At 56.0% G+C, this 19,118-nt stretch carries 15 protein-coding genes; 13 read left to right on the plus strand and 2 right to left on the minus strand.

Annotated features, from left to right (window positions below):
- Positions 1-4: 4 nt before the first annotated feature.
- From RWS31_RS08450 to aspS, 11 genes are all read left to right on the plus strand, one after another.
- Positions 5-715: a PP2C family protein-serine/threonine phosphatase gene (locus tag RWS31_RS08450; RefSeq protein WP_265071508.1), complete on the plus strand. Its 711-nt coding sequence runs from the start codon at positions 5-7 to the stop codon at positions 713-715.
- Positions 716-781: 66 nt separating this feature from the next.
- On the plus strand, positions 782-1,123 hold the full coding sequence (locus tag RWS31_RS08455; RefSeq protein WP_264918888.1) for an AAA family ATPase: 342 nt from the start codon (positions 782-784) through the stop codon (positions 1,121-1,123).
- A gap of 42 nt (positions 1,124-1,165) precedes the next feature.
- Positions 1,166-2,434, plus strand: a complete 1,269-nt coding sequence (secD, locus tag RWS31_RS08460) for a protein translocase subunit SecD (protein WP_314597514.1) — start codon at positions 1,166-1,168, stop codon at positions 2,432-2,434.
- Entirely contained in the window at positions 2,427-3,344 is a 918-nt protein-coding gene (gene secF / locus RWS31_RS08465) for a protein translocase subunit SecF (protein WP_314597515.1), read from the plus strand. Before secD ends, secF begins: the two co-directional genes overlap by 8 nt.
- A 124-nt stretch (positions 3,345-3,468) precedes the next feature.
- Positions 3,469-5,439, plus strand: a complete 1,971-nt coding sequence (gene recJ, locus RWS31_RS08470; protein ID WP_314597517.1) for a single-stranded-DNA-specific exonuclease RecJ — start codon at positions 3,469-3,471, stop codon at positions 5,437-5,439.
- A gap of 115 nt (positions 5,440-5,554) precedes the next feature.
- Complete coding sequence (locus tag RWS31_RS08475) at positions 5,555-7,777, plus strand: bifunctional (p)ppGpp synthetase/guanosine-3',5'-bis(diphosphate) 3'-pyrophosphohydrolase (protein ID WP_314597519.1); 2,223 nt, start codon at positions 5,555-5,557, stop codon at positions 7,775-7,777.
- Positions 7,774-8,415: an MBL fold metallo-hydrolase gene (locus RWS31_RS08480; protein WP_314597521.1), complete on the plus strand. Its 642-nt coding sequence runs from the start codon at positions 7,774-7,776 to the stop codon at positions 8,413-8,415. The genes RWS31_RS08475 and RWS31_RS08480 overlap by 4 nt, the downstream gene beginning before the upstream one ends.
- A 388-nt stretch (positions 8,416-8,803) precedes the next feature.
- Positions 8,804-9,250, plus strand: a complete 447-nt coding sequence (locus RWS31_RS08485) for a Fur family transcriptional regulator (RefSeq protein WP_006192969.1) — start codon at positions 8,804-8,806, stop codon at positions 9,248-9,250.
- A complete protein-coding gene (hemZ, locus tag RWS31_RS08490; RefSeq protein ID WP_314597522.1) occupies positions 9,247-10,773 on the plus strand; it encodes a coproporphyrinogen dehydrogenase HemZ in 1,527 nt (508 codons plus the stop codon). The genes RWS31_RS08485 and hemZ overlap by 4 nt, the downstream gene beginning before the upstream one ends.
- A complete protein-coding gene (gene hisS, locus RWS31_RS08495; protein WP_314597524.1) occupies positions 10,767-12,032 on the plus strand; it encodes a histidine--tRNA ligase in 1,266 nt (421 codons plus the stop codon). The genes hemZ and hisS overlap by 7 nt, the downstream gene beginning before the upstream one ends.
- Entirely contained in the window at positions 12,032-13,834 is a 1,803-nt protein-coding gene (gene aspS / locus RWS31_RS08500) for an aspartate--tRNA ligase (RefSeq protein ID WP_314597526.1), read from the plus strand. The genes hisS and aspS overlap by 1 nt, the downstream gene beginning before the upstream one ends.
- A 69-nt stretch (positions 13,835-13,903) precedes the next feature.
- Here the strand turns inward: aspS and RWS31_RS08505 are convergent, their stop codons facing one another.
- Both RWS31_RS08505 and RWS31_RS08510 read right to left on the minus strand, forming a co-directional pair.
- Entirely contained in the window at positions 13,904-14,113 is a 210-nt protein-coding gene (locus RWS31_RS08505) for a hypothetical protein (RefSeq protein WP_006192860.1), read from the minus strand.
- 67 nt (positions 14,114-14,180) lie between these two features.
- Complete coding sequence (locus RWS31_RS08510; RefSeq protein ID WP_314597527.1) at positions 14,181-14,777, minus strand: hypothetical protein; 597 nt, start codon at positions 14,775-14,777, stop codon at positions 14,181-14,183.
- Positions 14,778-15,198: 421 nt separating this feature from the next.
- On the opposite strand from RWS31_RS08510, the gene RWS31_RS08515 reads away from it, so the two are divergent.
- Positions 15,199-16,455 carry a L,D-transpeptidase gene (locus RWS31_RS08515; protein ID WP_314597528.1) on the plus strand — a complete coding sequence of 419 codons (1,257 nt, stop codon included), beginning with the start codon at positions 15,199-15,201 and terminating at the stop codon, positions 16,453-16,455.
- Between the two features lie 56 nt (positions 16,456-16,511).
- Positions 16,512-19,115 (plus strand): DNA polymerase I, encoded by a 2,604-nt coding sequence (polA, locus tag RWS31_RS08520; RefSeq protein ID WP_314597529.1) that lies wholly within the window; start codon positions 16,512-16,514, stop codon positions 19,113-19,115.
- Positions 19,116-19,118: the final 3 nt, after the last annotated feature.

Consider the following 19,118-nt stretch of genomic DNA (forward strand, 5'->3'; position numbering starts at 1 on the left):
ATTGATGAAGATAAAAGTGGGCATGGCGAAGATCAACAAGTACGCGATGCAGCATTGCGGCGACAGCTTCGACATCATTGAGCGGCCTTACGGCGGACTTTCCGCCGTCATTGCCGACGGGCAGGGCAACGGGCTGGCGGCGCATCATACGAGCAGCTGGGTCGTGAACAAGGCGGCTTCACTCATCGCTGACGGTGCGCGTGACGGCGCCGTCGCACGCGCCGTGCACGACTACCTCTACGCGATGAAGGACAAGAAGGTGTCGTGCACGCTGACGCTCCTGAGCGCCGATTTGGAATCGGAAACGGTCGTCATCAGCCGCAATTCCAACTGTCCGACGATTGTCAAGACGGACGAGTACCTGACGATTTACGACGACGAGGTCTCGCCGATCGGCGTCAACCGCCACATGAAGCCCCTCGTCTATGAACTGCCGTTCGCCCCGGGCATGATCGTCGTCTCTTTCACGGACGGCATCGCGCACGCGGGAAAGAAGTACGACGGCGCGTCGATGGATATGAAGAAGATCCTCGCCATCATCGAGGACAATGCGCCCGAGGACTGCGACTTCATCGCCAAGAGCATCCTGGAATACGCGCTCTCCTTGGACAAGGACAAGGCGGGAGACGATATGACGGTCGTTGTCATGGGCATAGCGGAAGCCGCAGCCGATGCGCCGAAGATCGAGCAGCTTTCCGCTTCGTATCCGTTCTAGTCGCAGCCGTTCCGGTAGTAGCCGGTCCGGTAGAATGAAGCCATTGCGTTTCCAAAGGAGAAAGCTATGCGAATTGCTGTTGTCGGCGTCTGTGCGTCGGGCAAGACGACGCTCGTGCAGGGCCTCAAGGATGCGGGCTTTGACGCATACAACGTGGCGCAGGAGCATTCGTGCATTCGCGCTTTTTGGAACAAGCACCGCCCCGACATCCTCGTGATGATCGATGCGACGCTTCCTGCAATCAAGAAGCGCCGCCGCGTCTCGTGGACGGAGGAGCGTCTTGTCGTGCAGCACGAGCGATTGCGCGACGCGCGGGAACATGCTGACCTCTATCTGCAGACGGACGATCTTTCGGCGGCGGAGGTCTTGGAGACGGTCGTCGCATTCCTGCGTGAAAAAGGGGCTTGAACCGTGTCTTTTGCGCCTTGCGCTTGAGTGCGGAAGAATAATATGTATCAGAGGAGATGGGAAGATTTGAGACAGGACGCTTTACTGAAGCTCATCGCGGTCATCGCGGTGATCGTCGGCGTTTTTTTCGCCTTCGTCTCGCCGTTGGCAAATTCCATACGCCAAGGCCTTGACCTGCAGGGCGGCACGCATGTCGTGCTCGAAGCGGTCGATACGCCGGAAGCGCAGGTCAACGACGATGCGATGCAGCGCGTCGTCAAAATCATGGAGAAGCGTGTCAACGAGCTTGGCCTGACCGAGCCGCTGATCCAGCGCCAGGGCGAGCGCCGCATCATCATCGAATTGCCGGGCATCAAGGATCCCGATTCTGCCATTAAGACGATCGGCAAGACGGCGATGCTCGAATTCAAGGACGAGGATGGAAATACCGTCATGACGGGCACGGACCTGAAGAACGCGCAGGACGCCCGCAACCAGCAGAACCAATATGTGGTCAACTTGGAGTTTTCCGACGAGGGCGCGAAGAAGTTCGCCGATCTGACGACGAAGAACGTCGGCCGCCGCATCGCCATCCTGCTCGACGGAGAAGTCTTGACGAACCCGAATGTGCGCGAGCCGATCACGGGCGGCAGGGCTGAGATCACGGGACAGGAGAGTCAGGAAGAGGCGCATCGCATCGCGATGCTTCTGAGAAGCGGCGCACTTCCTGTCAAGGTCAATATCATTGAGACGCGCACGGTCGGGCCGACGCTCGGACAGGACTCGAAGGACAAGAGCGAGTTCGCCTTTGTCATCGGCATTTCCGCCGTCCTCGCGTTCATGATCCTCTTCTATCGCCTTTCGGGTCTCATCGCCGATCTCAGCCTCATGGCTTACGTCATCCTGCTGCTCTTCCTCTTGAAGATGCTCGATGCGACCTTGACGCTGCCGGGCGTCGCGGGCATCATCCTGTCCATCGGCATGGCGGTCGATGCGAACGTGCTGATCTTCGAGCACTTCAAGGAAGAATTCCGCTTGGGCAAGACGCTGCGCCTTTCGATGGAGGCGGGCTTCAAGCGCGCTTTCACGACGATTTTCGATTCAAACATCACGACGATCATCGCGGCGCTCGTGCTGTTCTTCTTCGGCACGGGAACGATCAAGGGCTTTGCCATCACGCTCGGACTCGGCGTCGTGCTCAGCATGCTGACGGCGATCACGCTCACGCAGTACATGCTGAAGCTCCTCATTGCCTCGAATATTTGCAAGAATCCCGCCGTCTACGGTGCGACGGGATTGACTGGCGGAAGCGGGGTGAAGAAAGATGCATAAGTTCGACATTGTAAAGCGCACGAAGATTTGGTTCATCCTCTCCCTGTGCGTCATTCTGCCCGGCATTTTCAGCATGTGCACGCAGGGTTTTAACCTTGGCATCGACTTCACGGGCGGCACGATCATCGAGCTGCGCTTCCAGAAGGAAGTGACCTTGGCGGATGTGCGCGGCGTCCTGCGCGAGTACGGACTTGACAACAGCACGATCCAGTTCTCGGGCGACGCGGCGAATGCTGAAGCTGCGCCCACGGTCATGGTGCGAAGCGTTGACCTTGAGGAAGAGGAGCGCAAGGCTGTGATGGCGTCGCTCAAGCAGCAGCTCGGCGACTACGATGTGCTGCGCGAGGAGAAGGTCGGTGCGACGATGGGATCGGAGCTTATCATGAACGCCCTTTGGGCGCTCGCGCTCTCGTGGGTCATGATCGTGCTCTACGTTTCGTACCGCTTCGAGTTCAAGTTTGGTATTTCCTCCATCTTGGCCTTGGTTCACGACATCCTCATCGTCCTGAGTGTATTCTCTCTGACACAGCGGCCGATTGATTCTTCGTTCGTCGCGGCGCTTCTGACGATTGTCGGCTATTCGATTAACGATACCATCGTCATCTTCGACCGCATCCGCGAGAATCTGAAGCTGCACTTTAGGCGCGGCGGCGACATCAACGAGCTTGTCAATACGAGCATTTATCAGACGCTGACGCGCTCGATTTACACGGTATGCACCGTGCTCTTCACGACGTTCGCGCTCTACTGGTTCGGCGGCGATACGACGAAGGACTTCTCGTTCGCCCTGCTCGTCGGTTTCTTTGCCGGCTGCTATTCGTCCATCTTCATTGCAAGCCCCATCTGGGTCGTCCTGCGCAATTTCTCGGAGAAGCGCCGCAGGGCGGGTAGTGCGGCTGCAGCGAAGTGACCGTTGTTCATAATTTGCGCGGCGAAACGCCAAGCTGATGAAAGGGCTGTGCACAGGCCGAAAGGTCTGTGCAGCAGCCCCTTTTATGTAGGTTGCTCCATCGGCGACAGATGGGAGGAGGACAATGGAGAAAGAATGGTCGCTCTTGCCTGATACATCGGCGAGAGCTGTGGAATTTTCCCAGCGCATCGGCACGACGCCCTTCACGGCGGCGCTTCTTCTGCATCGCGGCATCACATCGGACGAAGAGGCGCGGGCGTTCCTTCATCCGGAAAAGCAGCCGTTTCACGATCCGTTCTTGATGAGGGATATGGAAAAGGCCGTCTCGCGCATAGAGCAGGCGATCGAAGCGCAGGAGCGCATCGTCGTCTATGGCGATTACGACGTCGACGGCATCACGGCGACCTCGCTTCTCTGCCGCAATCTGCGTCAGCTCGGTGCGGCTGCAGACTACTTCATTCCGCATCGTCAGAAGGACGGCTACGGGCTGCACAAGGAAACGCTCGATGAGATCATCGCCGGGGGCGCCAGGCTCATCGTCACGGTGGACTGCGGCATCTCCGCCGTCGAGGAGGCGGCAGCGGCAAAAGACAAGGTCGATCTCATCATCACCGATCACCACCTGCCGGGCAAGGAACTGCCCAAAGCCCTCGCCGTCATCGATCCGCATCGTGCAGACTGCGCATATCCCGACAAGAACATCGCGGGCGTGGGCGTGGCGTTCAAACTCTGCCAAGCGCTTTGGCAGAAAATGCGCGGCAAGGCCTTCACGGGCGATCTTGACATCGTCGCCCTGGGCACGGTCGCCGACGTCGTGCCGCTCCTCGGGGAAAATCGGAAGATCGTGCAGCAAGGTCTGCGCGTCTTGAAGAAATCGAAGCGTCCGGGTATTCAGGCGCTTCTCGCTGTGACGGAACTCCAAGAGAAGGAGATCACGGCCGGACATATCGGCTTCGTGCTCGCGCCGCGGCTCAATGCGGCGGGACGCCTGGCGTCCGCGCTGCGCGGCGTCGAATTGCTCCTGACGGAGGACGGGGAGGAAGCGCAGGCGATTGCGGAGGAGCTTGATGCGGCGAATCGCGAGCGTCAGGCCGTGGAGCAGGAGATCCTGCAGGCGGCAGAAAAACAGATCGAGGAGATTGACGTCAAGCGCGCGCATGTGCTCGTGCTTCATGGAGAAGGCTGGCATCCCGGTGTCATCGGCATCGTGGCCTCGCGCATCGTCGAGCGATATTACCGTCCGACGGTTATCATCGCGGAAGAAGACGGCATCGGCAAGGGATCGTGCCGCAGCATACGCGGCTTCCACATGTTTGAAGCTCTTTCTGCCTGCGGGGAGCATCTTCTGGGCTTTGGCGGCCACGCACAGGCGGCGGGGCTTTCGCTTCGCTCGGCGGACGTCGCTTCCTTCCGTGAGGCTATGGAGGCTTATGCGGCAAAGGTGCTGACGGAAGAGGATTTCGTGCCGATTCTCGACATCGAGCTGGAGCTTGCACCCGAAAAGATTACGGAGCAGCTGATGACGGAGATCAAGCTTCTGGAGCCGTACGGCATGGGAAATCCCAAGCCGCTCTTTTCGACGCACGGCGTTCGCGGCAGCTATGCGCGGCAAATCGGCAAGGAGGGGCAGCATCTGAAGTTTGAGCTTGACGGCTTGGACGCGAGCATCGACGTTCTGGCTTGGGGCAAGGGCGAGGAGGCGCCGCTCGTCAATCGCGAGCGCATCGACATCGCGTATTTTCCCGAATACCATGTATGGCGCGAGAAGCGCTCTCTGCAACTCATGCTTGAAGATTTTCGTCCGGCACGCGCCGAGGCGAAGCATCCCGACCGTGACGCGCTGGCCTCGGTCTATCGCTTTCTGTTCGCACGTCAAAGAACGGGCGAAGGTCTGCCGGCAGATGTGAAAAAGCTTCTAGCAGAGTATCTGCTTCATTTCCCTGCCATGGGAATCTTCACGTTTCAAAAAGCGCTGCAGATTTTCGAAGAACTCGGCGTCCTGCTGCCTGACGACGGACGATATGCGTTCTGCCCGCCGCAAGGGAAGCTTGACTTACAGAAGTCGCGCATCTTTCGTGAAGGGAATCCGCTGTAAGATATCGCGCTTTGTTCAAGCCTTGCGCGATGGTGTATAATGTATAATATGAGATTAGAGCGGGCGAGAATGGATCGCTGCCCGTAGAATGCCGAGGAAAGCCGGGTGGATTGGAATGAGTGAAATGAGTCCCGTAACGATCGATATGATCTTGGAAGCGGTCAAGAGCTATCAGCCGAATGCGGACACCGACCTCATCCGAAGGGCGTACAAACTTGCGGATGCCGCACACAAGGGACAGAAGCGCGTTTCGGGTGAAGACTACATCATCCATCCGCTGGCCGTCGCGAAGATTTTGACGGATCTGCAGATCGACGACATCACGATCAGCGCCGCCATCCTGCATGATGTCGTGGAAGATACGACGCATACGCTCGACGAAATGCGCGAGCGCTTCGGCGATGAGGTCGCGATGCTCATCGACGGCGTGACGAAGCTCGGCAGGATTCAGTACAAGTCGAAGGAAGAGCAGCAGCTCGAAAGCTATCGCAAGATGTTTCTCGCGATGGCGAAGGACATCCGCGTCATCATGATCAAGCTCGCTGACCGCCTGCATAATATGCGCACGCTCAAGTACATGCGCGAGGACAAGCAGAAGCGCATCGCGCGGGAGACCATCGAGATCTACGCGCCGCTCGCGAATCGCCTCGGCATATCGAACGTTAAGTGGGAACTTGAGGATCTGTGCCTGCGCTATCTCGATCCCAAGGCGTACTACGATCTCGTCGAGAGCGTCAAGCAGAAGCGCCAGGAGCGTCAGGCATTCATCGACGAGGCGCACGAGCAAATCGTGGAAAAGCTTGAAGAGGCGCATATAACGGCAGAAATCCAGGGTCGTGCCAAGCATTTCTACAGCATCTACAAGAAGATGAAGCGCGATCAGAAGGACATCAGCGAGATCTACGATCTGTCGGCGCTACGCGTGCTCGTCGACTCCGTCAAGGACTGCTATGGCGTGCTCGGCATCATCCATGCGATGTGGAAGCCGCTGCCTGGTCGCTTCAAAGACTACATTGCCATGCCGAAATCGAACGGCTACCAGTCCCTGCACACGACCGTAATCTGCCGCGGCTATCCGCTTGAGATTCAGATCCGCACGTTTGCCATGCACAAGGTTTCGGAATACGGTGTTGCCGCGCATTGGAAGTACAAGGAAGCGGGCAAGAGCGTCGGCGCGACGCGCGAATACGATCAGAAAATGTCGTGGCTGCGCCAGATGGTGAGCCTGCAGCATGAACTGGACGACCCGCGAGAATACTTCGAGGCTTTGAAGGTCGACGTTTTTTCCGACGAGGTCTTCGTCTTCACTCCTAAGGGCGATGTCGTCGATCTGCCCAAGGGATCGATTCCCATAGATTTCGCCTACCGCATCCATACGGAAGTCGGGCATCACTGCGTGGGCGCTAAGGTCAACGGCAAGATTGTGCCGTTGGAGTATAAGCTGAAGAACGGCGACATCGTTTCCATCATCACGAACAAGTCGAACAGTGGACCGAGCCGTGACTGGCTCAACATCGTCGCGTCTTCGGAGACGCGCACGAAGATACGCTCGTGGTTCAAGAAGCAGCGTAAGGAAGAAAATATCGCGCGCGGCATGGACTTGATGGAGAAGGAGGCCAAGCATCTCGGCTATGCGCCGAAAGAGGTGCTGAAGCCCAAGCGCCTCGAACTTTTGGCGAAGAAGCTCAATATTCCGCAGGTGAACGATCTTCTCGCCGCCATCGGTTACGGCGGCATAACGGTCAACAGCATCCTCTCGAAGCTCATTGAGATGCACAAGCAGGATCTGCAGAAGGCGACGACGCCCGATATTTCCCAAATGCTCAGCGAACTAAAGCAGCCGCTGAAAAACCGCAAGAAGAAGGCGAGCCACGGTATCCTCGTGGAAGGGGAGGGCGGCTTCCTCGTGCGTCTGGCCCGCTGCTGCAATCCGATCCCAGGCGATCCAATCACGGGCTACATCACGCGCGGGCGCGGCGTTTCCGTGCATCGTTCGGATTGCCCAAATCTCTTGAACGATATGGATTTCTCGCGCGTCATCGAAGTCAACTGGGATGTCGGTCTTGACAAGGTGTATACGGTGCAGATTGAGGTTGTCTGCAACGATAAGACAGGAATGCTCGCAGAACTTTTCGCCCTGCCAGCTGAGATGAAGGTCAACATCACTTCGCTCACGGCGAAGGCGAATAAGTCGAACAAGACATCGCTCGTCACGATGGGGCTTGATGTGCGAAACTCGCAGCAGGTGGCGCAGATCATGACGAAGATTCGCCGCATGAAGGATGTCTATAGCGTATCGCGCTCTCTGGGCACGTCAGCAAGGGATGATGAATTATGAGTTTGAACATGAAGGCGCTCGTGGTAGGGGCGCTTGGCGTCAACTGCTATATTTTGCATGAAGAAGGAAGTAAAGAGGCGATAGCGATCGACCCGGGTGGCAGCGAAGAAACTATATGGCAGTATATCCAAGAAGTTGGGCTGAACCTCAAGGCGATTCTCAACACGCATGCTCATGCCGACCATATTGGCGCCATCGACTTTCTACGCGAGAAAACGGGCGCTAAGCTTTATCTCCATGAGGCTGATGCGCCGATGCTCCTCGATGCGCGGAAGAACTTGTCCGCCTTTATGGGCGTGCCGATCATGACGCGCCCCGCCGATACTCTTTTGAAAGGCGGCGAGGTCTTGGAGATCGGCGGCATGAAGTTCACCGTGCTTCATACGCCCGGACATTCCCCGGGCGGCGTCTGCTACCTCATGGAGGATCGCATTTTCAGCGGCGACACGCTGTTTGCTGAATCCGTCGGCAGGACGGATTTTCCCGGTGCTTCCTCCCAAGATCTCCTAACTTCCATTAAAGAAAAGCTCATGACTCTGCCCGACGAGCTTGCTGTATACTGCGGGCACGGTCCTGCGACGACGATCGGGCATGAGAGAAAGTGCAATCCCTATATCAATGGCTTTGGTTTCATGTAGAATCAAGGGGCATGAGGCGTCTTGCTACCGAATTTTGCTTCTCATTAATTCCTGTTCTTTTAGGGTCTGATTTTATTTTACAACGAACCTTTTCTGCGAAGTTTGAACTGATTGAATAAATGTTTGTATTCTTTGATACTTTTTGCTACAATAGCTTATAAAGACTTTGAATTGGCAGATACTTTCAATGTCTGCTCATTTTTCATTAAGGGCGACGCACAATGTCTACAAAGCGGACGTTTGTGCGTGTAGTTTACCATGAAACCCCAAGAAGTCAAGCCCGAAGGGCGTAGACTGATTGGCTGGGTTTCTGTAAGGGCGACGCACAATGTCCACGAAGTGGACGTTTGTGCGTGTAGTTTGCAACAAATCGTAAAGGAGTATGGTCATGGCTAAAATAACAATGGAGGATCTGAGGAAGAGGCTGCAGGAACGTCAGCATAAAATGACGCCGCAGCGGCAGATTGTTCTGCAGGTTTTCATGGATCGTCCTGGCCAGCATATCAGCGCGGAGGACGTACACATGATCTTGCGCGCCAATCATTCGGAAATCGGCTTGGCTACTGTCTATCGCAGTTTGGAGCTTCTCGTCGAGCTGGGGCTTCTGCAGAAGATGGAATTCGGCGACGGCTGCAGCCGCTACGAGATCTCGGATCTCAATCCCGGCGAGCATCAGCATCATCACTTGATTTGCCTGAGCTGCGGCAAGGTCACCGAGTTTTCTGAGGATCTTCTGGAGAATCTTGAGAAGAAGGTTGCCGATGAATGCGACTTCCAGATCGAGGATCATCAAGTCAAGCTGTTCGGTTACTGCAAGGAGTGCCGCAAGCATTGATTGTTCGACGTTTCTTGCTCGACCGAAAAGAGGAGGTCATCGTCAAGCTCGTGCGCGAGCTTTTGGAGCTCTTCAAGATTCGGGTGTTGGGTCTTGAAGAGGAGTGCGGCGAGGAACAGGCGGATTTTGCCGTATTGTCCGTGCGGCATGAGATTGCCATGGATCCTGTGCCTGCAGTTCATACAGAACTTCTTGCTGTAGAGGAGACGGGGGAGGAACGGCGCTTTTCTATAGAGGGCGCCGCAAGGCAGGGCGAAAAGGCGATGGCGGCTGTCCATCGCCTCGTCAAGCTCAACCTCTACCGTCTCTTTCGTACGCATTTCGATATGCCTGCGGCGGCATGGGGTATTCTGCACGGCGTCCGCCCGACGAAGATCGTGCATCGCTTCATCGAAGTGGGACTTTCGCGCGAGGAGATCGTCGCGCGCCTTTTGGAGGACTACGAGGTTTCGTTAGAGAAGGCTTCGTACATGACGGCGATGGCGTTTCGCCAGAGACCGTTCCTGCAGACGTCGGACGAGCGGACGATCAGCGTCTACGTCGGCATACCGTTCTGTCGCTCGCGCTGCCTTTACTGCTCGTTTCCCGCCTACATCCTGCCGAATGATGAGCAGCTCAGCGCTTTTTTTAGCGCATGGGACAAGGATCTCACAGCGGCAAAGCGTGAGATCGAGCGTCATCGCCTGAAGGTGCAGAGTATCTATATCGGCGGCGGTACGCCGACGAGTCTCAGCAATGCCGATTTCGAGCGTATGCTTTCCCTCGTCGAGGGAGCTTTCTATGGCGAGCATACGGGCGAATTTACGGTGGAGGCGGGGCGTCCCGATACGATGACGCCAGAAAAGGCGCTTTCAATGAAGAAGCATCGCGTGAGCCGCGTCAGCGTGAATCCGCAGACGATGCAGCAACGTACATTGGAGCGCATCGGCAGGGCGCATACGCCTGAAGACATCGTCCGCATGTTCCGCCTGCTGCGCGAGACGGGCGATTTTTCCATCAACATGGACGTCATCCTCGGCTTGCCGGGGGAGACGTGCTCGGATGTTGCCGATACGATGGCGAAGGTTCTCGCGCTCGCTCCCGACGACGTGACGCTTCACTCGCTCGCCTTGAAGCGCGGCTCGAAGCTCAAGATGCACTTGGAAGAATATGAGCTTCCAAATGACGCCGAGGTGCAGGCGATGTTTCGGACGGCGATGGATCAGGTGCAGGACGAGGGTTTTTTGCCGTACTATCTCTATCGGCAGGGCTATATGAGCGGGCAGATGGAAAATGTCGGCTGCGCGCGTCCGGGCGCTGAGAGCATGTACAATATGCAGATCATGGACGAGCATCAGACGATCCTAGGCATCGGCTGCGCTGCGACGAGCAAGATCATGAATTTCCGCACGAAGAGGCTCAAGGCGTCGTTCAACGCCAAGGATTTTCATACTTATGTGCGCGATATCGACGATTATATCGCGAAGCGATCCGCTCTTTTAGCGGAGGCCTACGGAGATGAGGAGGAGGAAGAAACGTGTTGATCAACGGACCGCGCGGCACGAAGGATATTTTGCCCGATACGGTCGCACAATGGACGCATGTGGAGAAGGTGATCCGCGAGCTATGTGCGCGATACGGTTACCATGAAATCCGCACGCCGATTTTCGAGCATACGGAGCTTTTCCTGCGCGGCATCGGCGAGACGACCGACGTCGTGGAAAAGGAGATGTACACGTTCACCGATCGAGGCGAGCGCAGCCTTACGCTGCGGCCCGAAAATACGGCTTCTGTCGTGCGCTCGTACCTGCAGAACAAGCTCTATGCGGCGGACGCTCTCGTGAAGCTCTTCTACATCGGCTCGATGTTCCGCTATGATCGTCCGCAGGCGGGACGCTACCGCGAGTTCCACCAGTTCGGCGTGGAGGCTTTGGGCGAGGCAAGTCCTGCAGTCGATGCGGAAATCATCGTGCTTGCCGTCGAATTCTTGCGCGCTCTCGGCTTGCAGGAGCTAAAATTGCATCTCAATTCCGTCGGATGTCCCAAGTGTCGTCCCGTCTATCGCGAGAAACTGCAGGAGTTCTTCCGCCCGCATCTCGAAGAGCTTTGCACGGACTGCCGCTCGCGTTTCGAGCGCAATCCGCTGCGCCTCCTCGACTGCAAGAACGAGCATTGCCATGCACTCGCTGAGGATGCGCCGCGCATCACGGACTGCCTTTGTGACGAGTGCCGCACGCATTTCGCTGAGGTGAAGTCGTATCTTACGGCAGCGGGTGTTCCCTTCGAGCTTGATGCGAATCTCGTGCGTGGCCTCGACTACTATACGAAGACGGCTTTCGAGGTCAAGTACACGCCGCTCGGTGCGCAGAGTGCCGTGGCGGGCGGCGGGCGCTACGACGGACTCGTCGAGGAGGTCGGCGGTCCGCCGACGCCTGGGATCGGCTTTGCCGTGGGGCTTGAGCGCGTGCTGCTCGCGCTCGAAAAACAGGGGCTTTTGCCTGAGGAGCGAGAAGCGGTCGATGTCTTCGTCGTCGCCTTGGGCGAGGAGGCGAGAATTCCTGCCTTCAGGCTCTTGCACGAGCTTCGCGCGGCTAAATTCTCCGCTGCCATGGACTTCGCAGGGCGCAGCATGAAGGCACAGATGAAGCAGGCAAACAAGAAGAATGCCCGCTTTGTGGCGATCTTGGGTGAAGATGAGGTCAAGGAGGCTTCTGCCCTCTTGAAGGATATGAAGACGAGCGAGCAGAAGAAGCTCGCCCTGAAGGATTTTGTTCCTGCATTATGTGTTGAGGTGAAGAATTGATGGAAACATTGGAAGGCATGAAGAGGACGCGTCACTGCGGCGAGCTGCGTGAGGGCGATGTTGGCGCCGAGGTCGTGCTCTCGGGCTGGGTATCGAGGAGAAGGGATCACGGCGGTCTGATCTTTGTCGATATGCGTGACCGTTCGGGGTTCGTGCAGGTCGTCTACGATGAGGCGGCGATGGGCAAGGAAGCGTTCCACAAGGCGGAAACCCTGCGCAACGAGTTCGTCATCGGCGTGCGCGGCAAGGTGCGCGCGCGCTCGGAGGATACGGTCAATCCGCATATCGAGACGGGCAAGATCGAGGTCGTCTGTGAGGAGCTGCGCATCCTGAATACGGCGAAGACGCCGCCCTTCTACATCCAGGACAACATCGATGTCGACGAGACGCTGCGCCTCAAGTATCGCTATCTTGATCTGCGCCGCCCCGAGATGCAGGCGAATCTCATGCTGCGTCACCGCGTGACGAAGATCATGCGCGACTTCCTCGACCGTCATGAATTCATCGAGATTGAGACGCCGATGCTCTGCAAGAGCACGCCCGAGGGCGCACGCGACTTCCTTGTGCCGAGCCGTCTGAATCCCGGCAAGTTCTACGCACTGCCGCAGTCGCCGCAGATCTTCAAGCAGATTCTCATGGTCGCAGGCTTCGAGAAGTATTTCCAGATCGTGCGCTGCTTCCGCGATGAGGATCTGCGTGCCGACCGTCAGCCTGAGTTCACGCAGCTCGATATCGAGACGTCCTTCCTTGACGAGAACGACATCTTAGAGCTGATGGAGGGCCTCGTCGCGGAGCTTTTCGACAAGACGCTCGGCATCAAGCTCGAAACGCCGTTTTTGCGCATGAAGTGGGACGAGGCGATGGAGCGGTTCGGCTCGGATAAGCCCGATCTTCGCTTCGGCATGGAGCTCATGGACATCTCGGAGTACGTCAAGGGTTCGGACTTCAAGGTCTTCTCCTCTGTCCTCGAAAACGGCGGACAGGTCAAGGTCATCAATGTCGAGGACTATGCGAATATCCCGCGCCGCGAGCTGGACGGTCTCGTGCAGTATGTGCAGGGCTACGGCGCGAAGGGTCTCGCGTGGATTCAGTACACGGAAGAGGGCGTGAAGTCGCCGTTCAAGAAGTTCTACGCCGATGAAGTCTTCGAGAAGATCAAGGAGGCCTGCCATGCCAAGACGGGCGATCTCCTGCTCGTCATCGCGGACAAGCCCCTCGTCGTCGCACAGGCGCTCGGCGAACTGCGCCTTGAGATGGCACGCCGTCGCGGCCTCATCGATGCCGATGCGCTGAAATTCCTCTGGGTCACGGACTTCCCAATGTTTGAATACAACGAGGAAGAGAAGCGCTGGAAGGCCATGCACCATCCGTTCACGGCACCGCGCCGCGAGGATGTCGAGTACTTGATGTCCGACCCCGGAAGGGTCAAGGCGAACGCTTATGACATGGTTCTGAACGGCGTCGAGATCGGCGGCGGCAGCCTGCGCATCTATCAGGGCGATTTGCAGGAGAAGGTCTTCGAAGCCATCGGGCTCACGCAGGAAGAGGCGCGTCAAAAGTTCGGCTTCATGATGGACGCCTTCGAGTACGGCACGCCGCCGCACGGCGGCATCGCTTTCGGTCTCGACCGCCTCGTTATGCTCATGGCGAAGCGCCGCTCGATCCGCGACGTCATCGCGTTCCCCAAGACGCAGAGCGCTTCGGACGTGATGTCGCACGCGCCGTCCGAGGTCGACGCCAAGCAGCTGCGAGAGCTTTATGTGCGTTCGACGGTGGTCAAGAAGGAAGAGAAGAGCAAGTAGGCAGCCAGCCGCAAGCCGCAAGATATAAAAAATCCCCATGCAGGAGCATGGGGATTTTTTATGTTCGGCTTATTTTTTGAGCGCTTCCTTCAAGATCGCCGTGCAAGCTTGCTGCGCGACGCGCAACACGTCGGTGTAGACCTTGTTGTAGAGCTCGCCGCCGTCGACGACACCGCGGCCGTTCTGCGTGATGAAGAACTTCTTCGGACGATCCTCGAAGGCCTTGTCCGCTTCAGCGAATTTCGCTTCGACCAGCTTCTCCAGTTCCTGCTCTGTCAAAATAAGTCACCTCTTTCTATAATTATACCTTATATTATACATCATTTTGATTGATTGTAAAGCTGACTTATTTGGCGGAGAAGCGATAGGTGTGCCCATCTTCTGTCACGACGCACTTGCCGGATTTTGAAAGGAAGCCCGCAACGACTTCATCGCGCAATGTGAAGTAATTGGCAGGGTCGCCGCCAGCTTCTCGCCAGAAAGCACGGTGCACATCGAGGCGCAGTTCCCATGTGAAGCTTCCGTCGGACGAATCTATGACCATGCAGGCGCCGTCGCACGGCATGCCGTCGAGCATGAGGCTGTCCATAGCATTGAACAAGGCGCTCGGCCGCGACTCTTCCACAGCGGTTTCAGCCCCAAAGGCGAAGGCGGCTCGCTTCATCTCCTCCAAGCGTTCTGTGTCTTGCTTCAAAAGCTTCGTAACAATAGCGGCATAACGGGATTCGGCATCCTCGATTTTGCCCAGCAGCCAGCTGTGGATGTTTGCCAGATCGATGATCGTTTCGAGCGGCCGCGACTCTTCCTTTACATAGGTTGCCGCCTCTTCTGCGCTCAGCCAGCCTTTTTCAACGGCGAGATTGGCAATCCTCTTCGTCAGCTTTTCCTGCGACTGGATTTTCTTATACATGCGGAAATGAATCGGCCCTAAAAATGCACTCATTGCTCATACCTCCGTAAAAACTGATAAACTAATCAACAAATTATATGATATACCATTTACGGAAGAAATGTCGTATCATTTCTTACCATGAAAGTCCAAGAAGTCAAGCCCAAAGGGCGCAGATTGATTGGGTAACTTTCTGTAAGGGCGGCGCACAATGTCCACAAAGTGGACGTTTGTGCGTGTAGGTTACCATGAAGCCCCAAGAGGTCAAGCCGCAGGCGCAGACCGATTGACCAGGCTTCTGTAAGGGCGGCGCACAATGTCCACAAAGTGGACGTTTGTGCGTGTAGCTTACCGAAGAAAAATTTATCTGCTATTGTGTAAAGCTTTTTCCAGTGGCAGTGAAAATAGGGCGCGGTTGTGCTATAATGAAAGCATCTTTTATGAAAGCAATTTTGAAGAAAAGGACGATGCAATAATGTTTAAGCAAATCGCGACTTTTTTTGTCTGTCTTTCGATGTTTGCCGGCTTGTCCGGATGGGCTGAGGCGACGGAGAAGGAGCAAGGCTCTTCCTACGGCGCATGGGTCAAGGATATTTCGGCCGAGAGCCCGAAGCCTGAGAAAGTGCATGCGCCGGAAGGAAAATCTACCGCTGCCGAAAAGACGGAAGATCCCTACAAGATCATCATCAATGTGGCCGCACGCTCCTTGGGTGTTTACAAGAACAATGAAAAGATCCGCCTCTATCCCGTGGGATTGGGAAAGTTTTCTACACCGACGCCTGTCGGTTATTTTTCCGTCTTGACAAAGGAGGAAAATCCTACTTGGGTCGATCCTGGCGATTCAGGGAACACAATCCCTTCGGGGGAGAGCAATCCTCTCGGCTATCGTTGGATGCAGGTCTGGGGAAACTATGGCATCCACGGCACAAATCATCCCGAATCCATCGGCAGCTACGTCTCCAATGGCTGCATCCGCATGAAGGAGGCCGATGTCGAGGAGGTCTATGATTATGCGAGCGTTGGCACGCCCGTGGAAATCATGTATCAGCGCATTGTCATTGACAAGATTAAGGACAACATGATCGTCTACTATATCTATCCCGATGGTTATGGATATCAGCCGCTCGATGTTGAGACAGTAGCGAAGTGGCTTGCGGGCTACGGTGTGGATAAGTTTGAATCCGACGAGGAAATCGAGCGGAAGATCGAACTGTCTGACGGTCAGCCCACATACGTCGCCAGGGTATACAATCTGTCCGTCAACGGAAAGCCGATGAGCGACAAAACTCTGATCAAGGACGACATCGTATATCTTCCAGCAGACAAGATTGCCGAACGGCTCAAGGTGCTTGTGACCTGGGATTCCAAGTCTGCCACGTTGGGGACGAAGTACGGCAAGGCGATCGGCTACGACAAGAAAGGGTCGCTTTTCTTTAATGCGGAAGATGCAGGCGTATTGTTTCACCTGCAGGGCGGTTTGAGTAAGCACGGCGTCTACGAGCTGACATCTATAAAGGAGACGCCCGTCGCTTCGACGAAGGAGGAAGCCGTCGAGACGAAGGACAACGTTGAGCACGAGCTGATGAAGAGCGGTGCAGAAAAAAGCACGGCAAAGAGCGGCGAGGAAACGGTGGAAAGCGCTAAAACGCAGGATCGCCGTCCTGTCGCGGCGAGAACGACGCGAATCTATCGCGAAGGACAGGCGGATGCGATGGATTCTGCAAAAAAATGACTCCCTATTCGAGAAGCCATCGAAAAAATCCGCCGCGATTTGCAATGAGGTGAGCATTGTTGAGCAAACGATTTATCCTTGTCGACGGCAGCAGTCTTCTTTACCGTGCATTTTATGCACTGCCGCTTTTGCAGACGGCGGAGGGCGCGTACACGAATGCGGTATACGGCTTTGCGAATATGCTGCAGAAGCTGCTGAACGAATATGCGCCTGACTATCTTGCCGTCGCTTTTGATAAGGGGAAGAAGACCTTCCGCAATGAGATGTTTGCGGCGTACAAAGGGACGCGCAAGCCTACGCCGCCCGAGCTTTCAAGCCAGATTCCCATGCTGCACGAATTTCTTGCCGCATTGGGCGTGCCATTGATCGAAGAGGCGGGATATGAAGCTGACGACATCTTGGGAACGCTCGCCGTGAAAGCAGCGCGGGAAGATGTGGACGTCCTCGTCGTGACGGGCGACCGCGACGCCTTGCAGCTCGTGCGGGAAAATATCCGCGTGCTCTTTACGCGCAAGGGCATGACGGATCTTTTGCTTTACGATGAAAAGCTGTTCTTGGAAGAGTACGGCTTCCCTCCAAAGGGACTCATTGATATGAAGGGATTGATGGGGGATGCTTCTGACAACATCCCGGGCGTTCCGGGCATCGGCCCGAAGACGGCGAAGAAGCTCCTCGTCGACTGTGGCTCCTTGGAAGGCGTCTACGAACGCTTGACGGAAATCTCGGGCAAGAAGCTCAAAGAAAATCTCGCATCGAATAAGGAAAAGGCCGTTCTGTCCAAAGACTTGGCGACGATTCGCTGCGACATGCCTTTGGAATTTACCCCCAATTCGTATGTGATGAAACCTAAGGGAGATGAATTGCAGGCTTTTTTCCAACGGTACGAGATGAAATCTTTGGCGACCGCGTTCGCCTCCTTCGCTGCGGCAGACGGAGTGCGGGAAGAAGCTGCGCCGGAGCTTTCCCTGCATACGATGGATGATGAAGAGGCCAAAAAAGCCTTTGCAGAAAAAGCGGAAGAACAAGGCTTCTTTTCGATTGCCGCCTGCTTCGAGGGAAAAGTTCCTGACATGAAGGCGACGCATCTCGTCTTATGCGCGGGGGGCGAGGTTCTGCTCGCTGAAGCGGCGGAATTGGCCTGTTTCTCGTCGTTATTCGAAAAAGAGGACATTCAGAAGATTGTCCATGAATACAAGCCGTTCCTTCATTGCGGCATGGACTTCGCTCCTTGTTTCGATATTTCTCTTGCTGAATATTTGCTGGCTCCTGCCGCTTCGCAATACGATATGGCAAGTCTCGCAGCTATATACCTTCCTTCCGTGAATGCTGCGGAAGCTGCACGGGAAGGAGCTGTGGGAGCGGCATGGTGCGCGGTGCTGCTAGAAAAGCTCTATCCTGTGCTGAAGAAGCGTTTGGAAGAGCAGCAGCTTCTTTCGCTCTATGAGACGATGGAGTTTCCGCTCGTGGAGGTGCTCGCCGCGATGGAGCAGGCAGGCATCTATGTCGATCGGGCGGCCTTGCATGAAAAATCCCGAGAGATTTCCACCCACATTGCCCACTTGACAGCGGAGATTTATGATTTGGCGAAGGGCGAGTTCAACATCAATTCGCCCAAGCAGTTGTCTGCCGTCCTGTTTGAGCGTCTTGACCTGCAGCCGCCCATGGGAACGAAGAAGACGAAGACTGGGTATTCGACGAATGCCGAGGTGCTTGAAGCCATGCGCTTCGACCATCCGATTCTGGAAAAAATTCTTTCCTATCGTTTTTGGACGAAACTGCAGTCGACGTATCTTGACAGCATGGAAGGCTTGATTTCTCCGCGCACGAAGCGCATCCATACGCGGTTCAATCAGACGGTCACGGCGACGGGACGCTTGAGCAGCTCAGAGCCGAATCTGCAGAACATTCCCGTGCGTACGGAAGAGGGACGGCAGATCCGTGCGCTCTTTGAACCGAGCGACGGCTATGACGCCCTTATGTCCGCCGACTACTCGCAGATTGAGCTGCGCATCCTCGCGCATCTTTCGCAGGATAAGAATTTCCTGGAAGCATTCCTGCACGGGCAGGATATTCACGCGCGAACGGCGTCCGAGGTCTTCGGCGTGCCGATGGAAGCGGTCACGCCGGATTTGCGCCGCAAGGCGAAGGCCGTGAACTTCGGCATCGTCTACGGCATCAGCGACTATGGACTTTCCAAAGATCTCCATATCTCGCGGCAGGAGGCAGCCGACTATATTACGAATTACTTTGAAAAGTGCAGCGGCATTAAGCGTTTTATCGATGGGGTTGTGGAAAAGGCGCACAGCGACGGCTTTGTCACGACGCTTTTCGGCAGACGGCGTGATCTGCCCGCCATCAAAAGCTCCAATTACAATCAGCGGACGTTGGCGGAGCGCATGGCGATGAACACGCCGATTCAAGGCTCGGCTGCCGACATCATCAAGCTCGCGATGATCAAGACACATCGCAAGCTCCAAGAAGGCGGATTCAAGAGCCGCATCCTGCTGCAGGTGCACGATGAGCTTGTGCTCGAAATCATGCAGAACGAAAAAGAGCAGGTTGCGGAGCTTGTGCGCGACGCCATGGAAAATGTCGTGCAGCTTTCCGTGCCGCTTTCGGTCGATATTCATACGGGTGAGAACTGGGCTGCAGCAAAATAAGGG

The organism is uncultured Selenomonas sp. (genome assembly GCF_963528755.1).
GTDB lineage: Bacteria > Bacillota > Negativicutes > Selenomonadales > Selenomonadaceae > Selenomonas.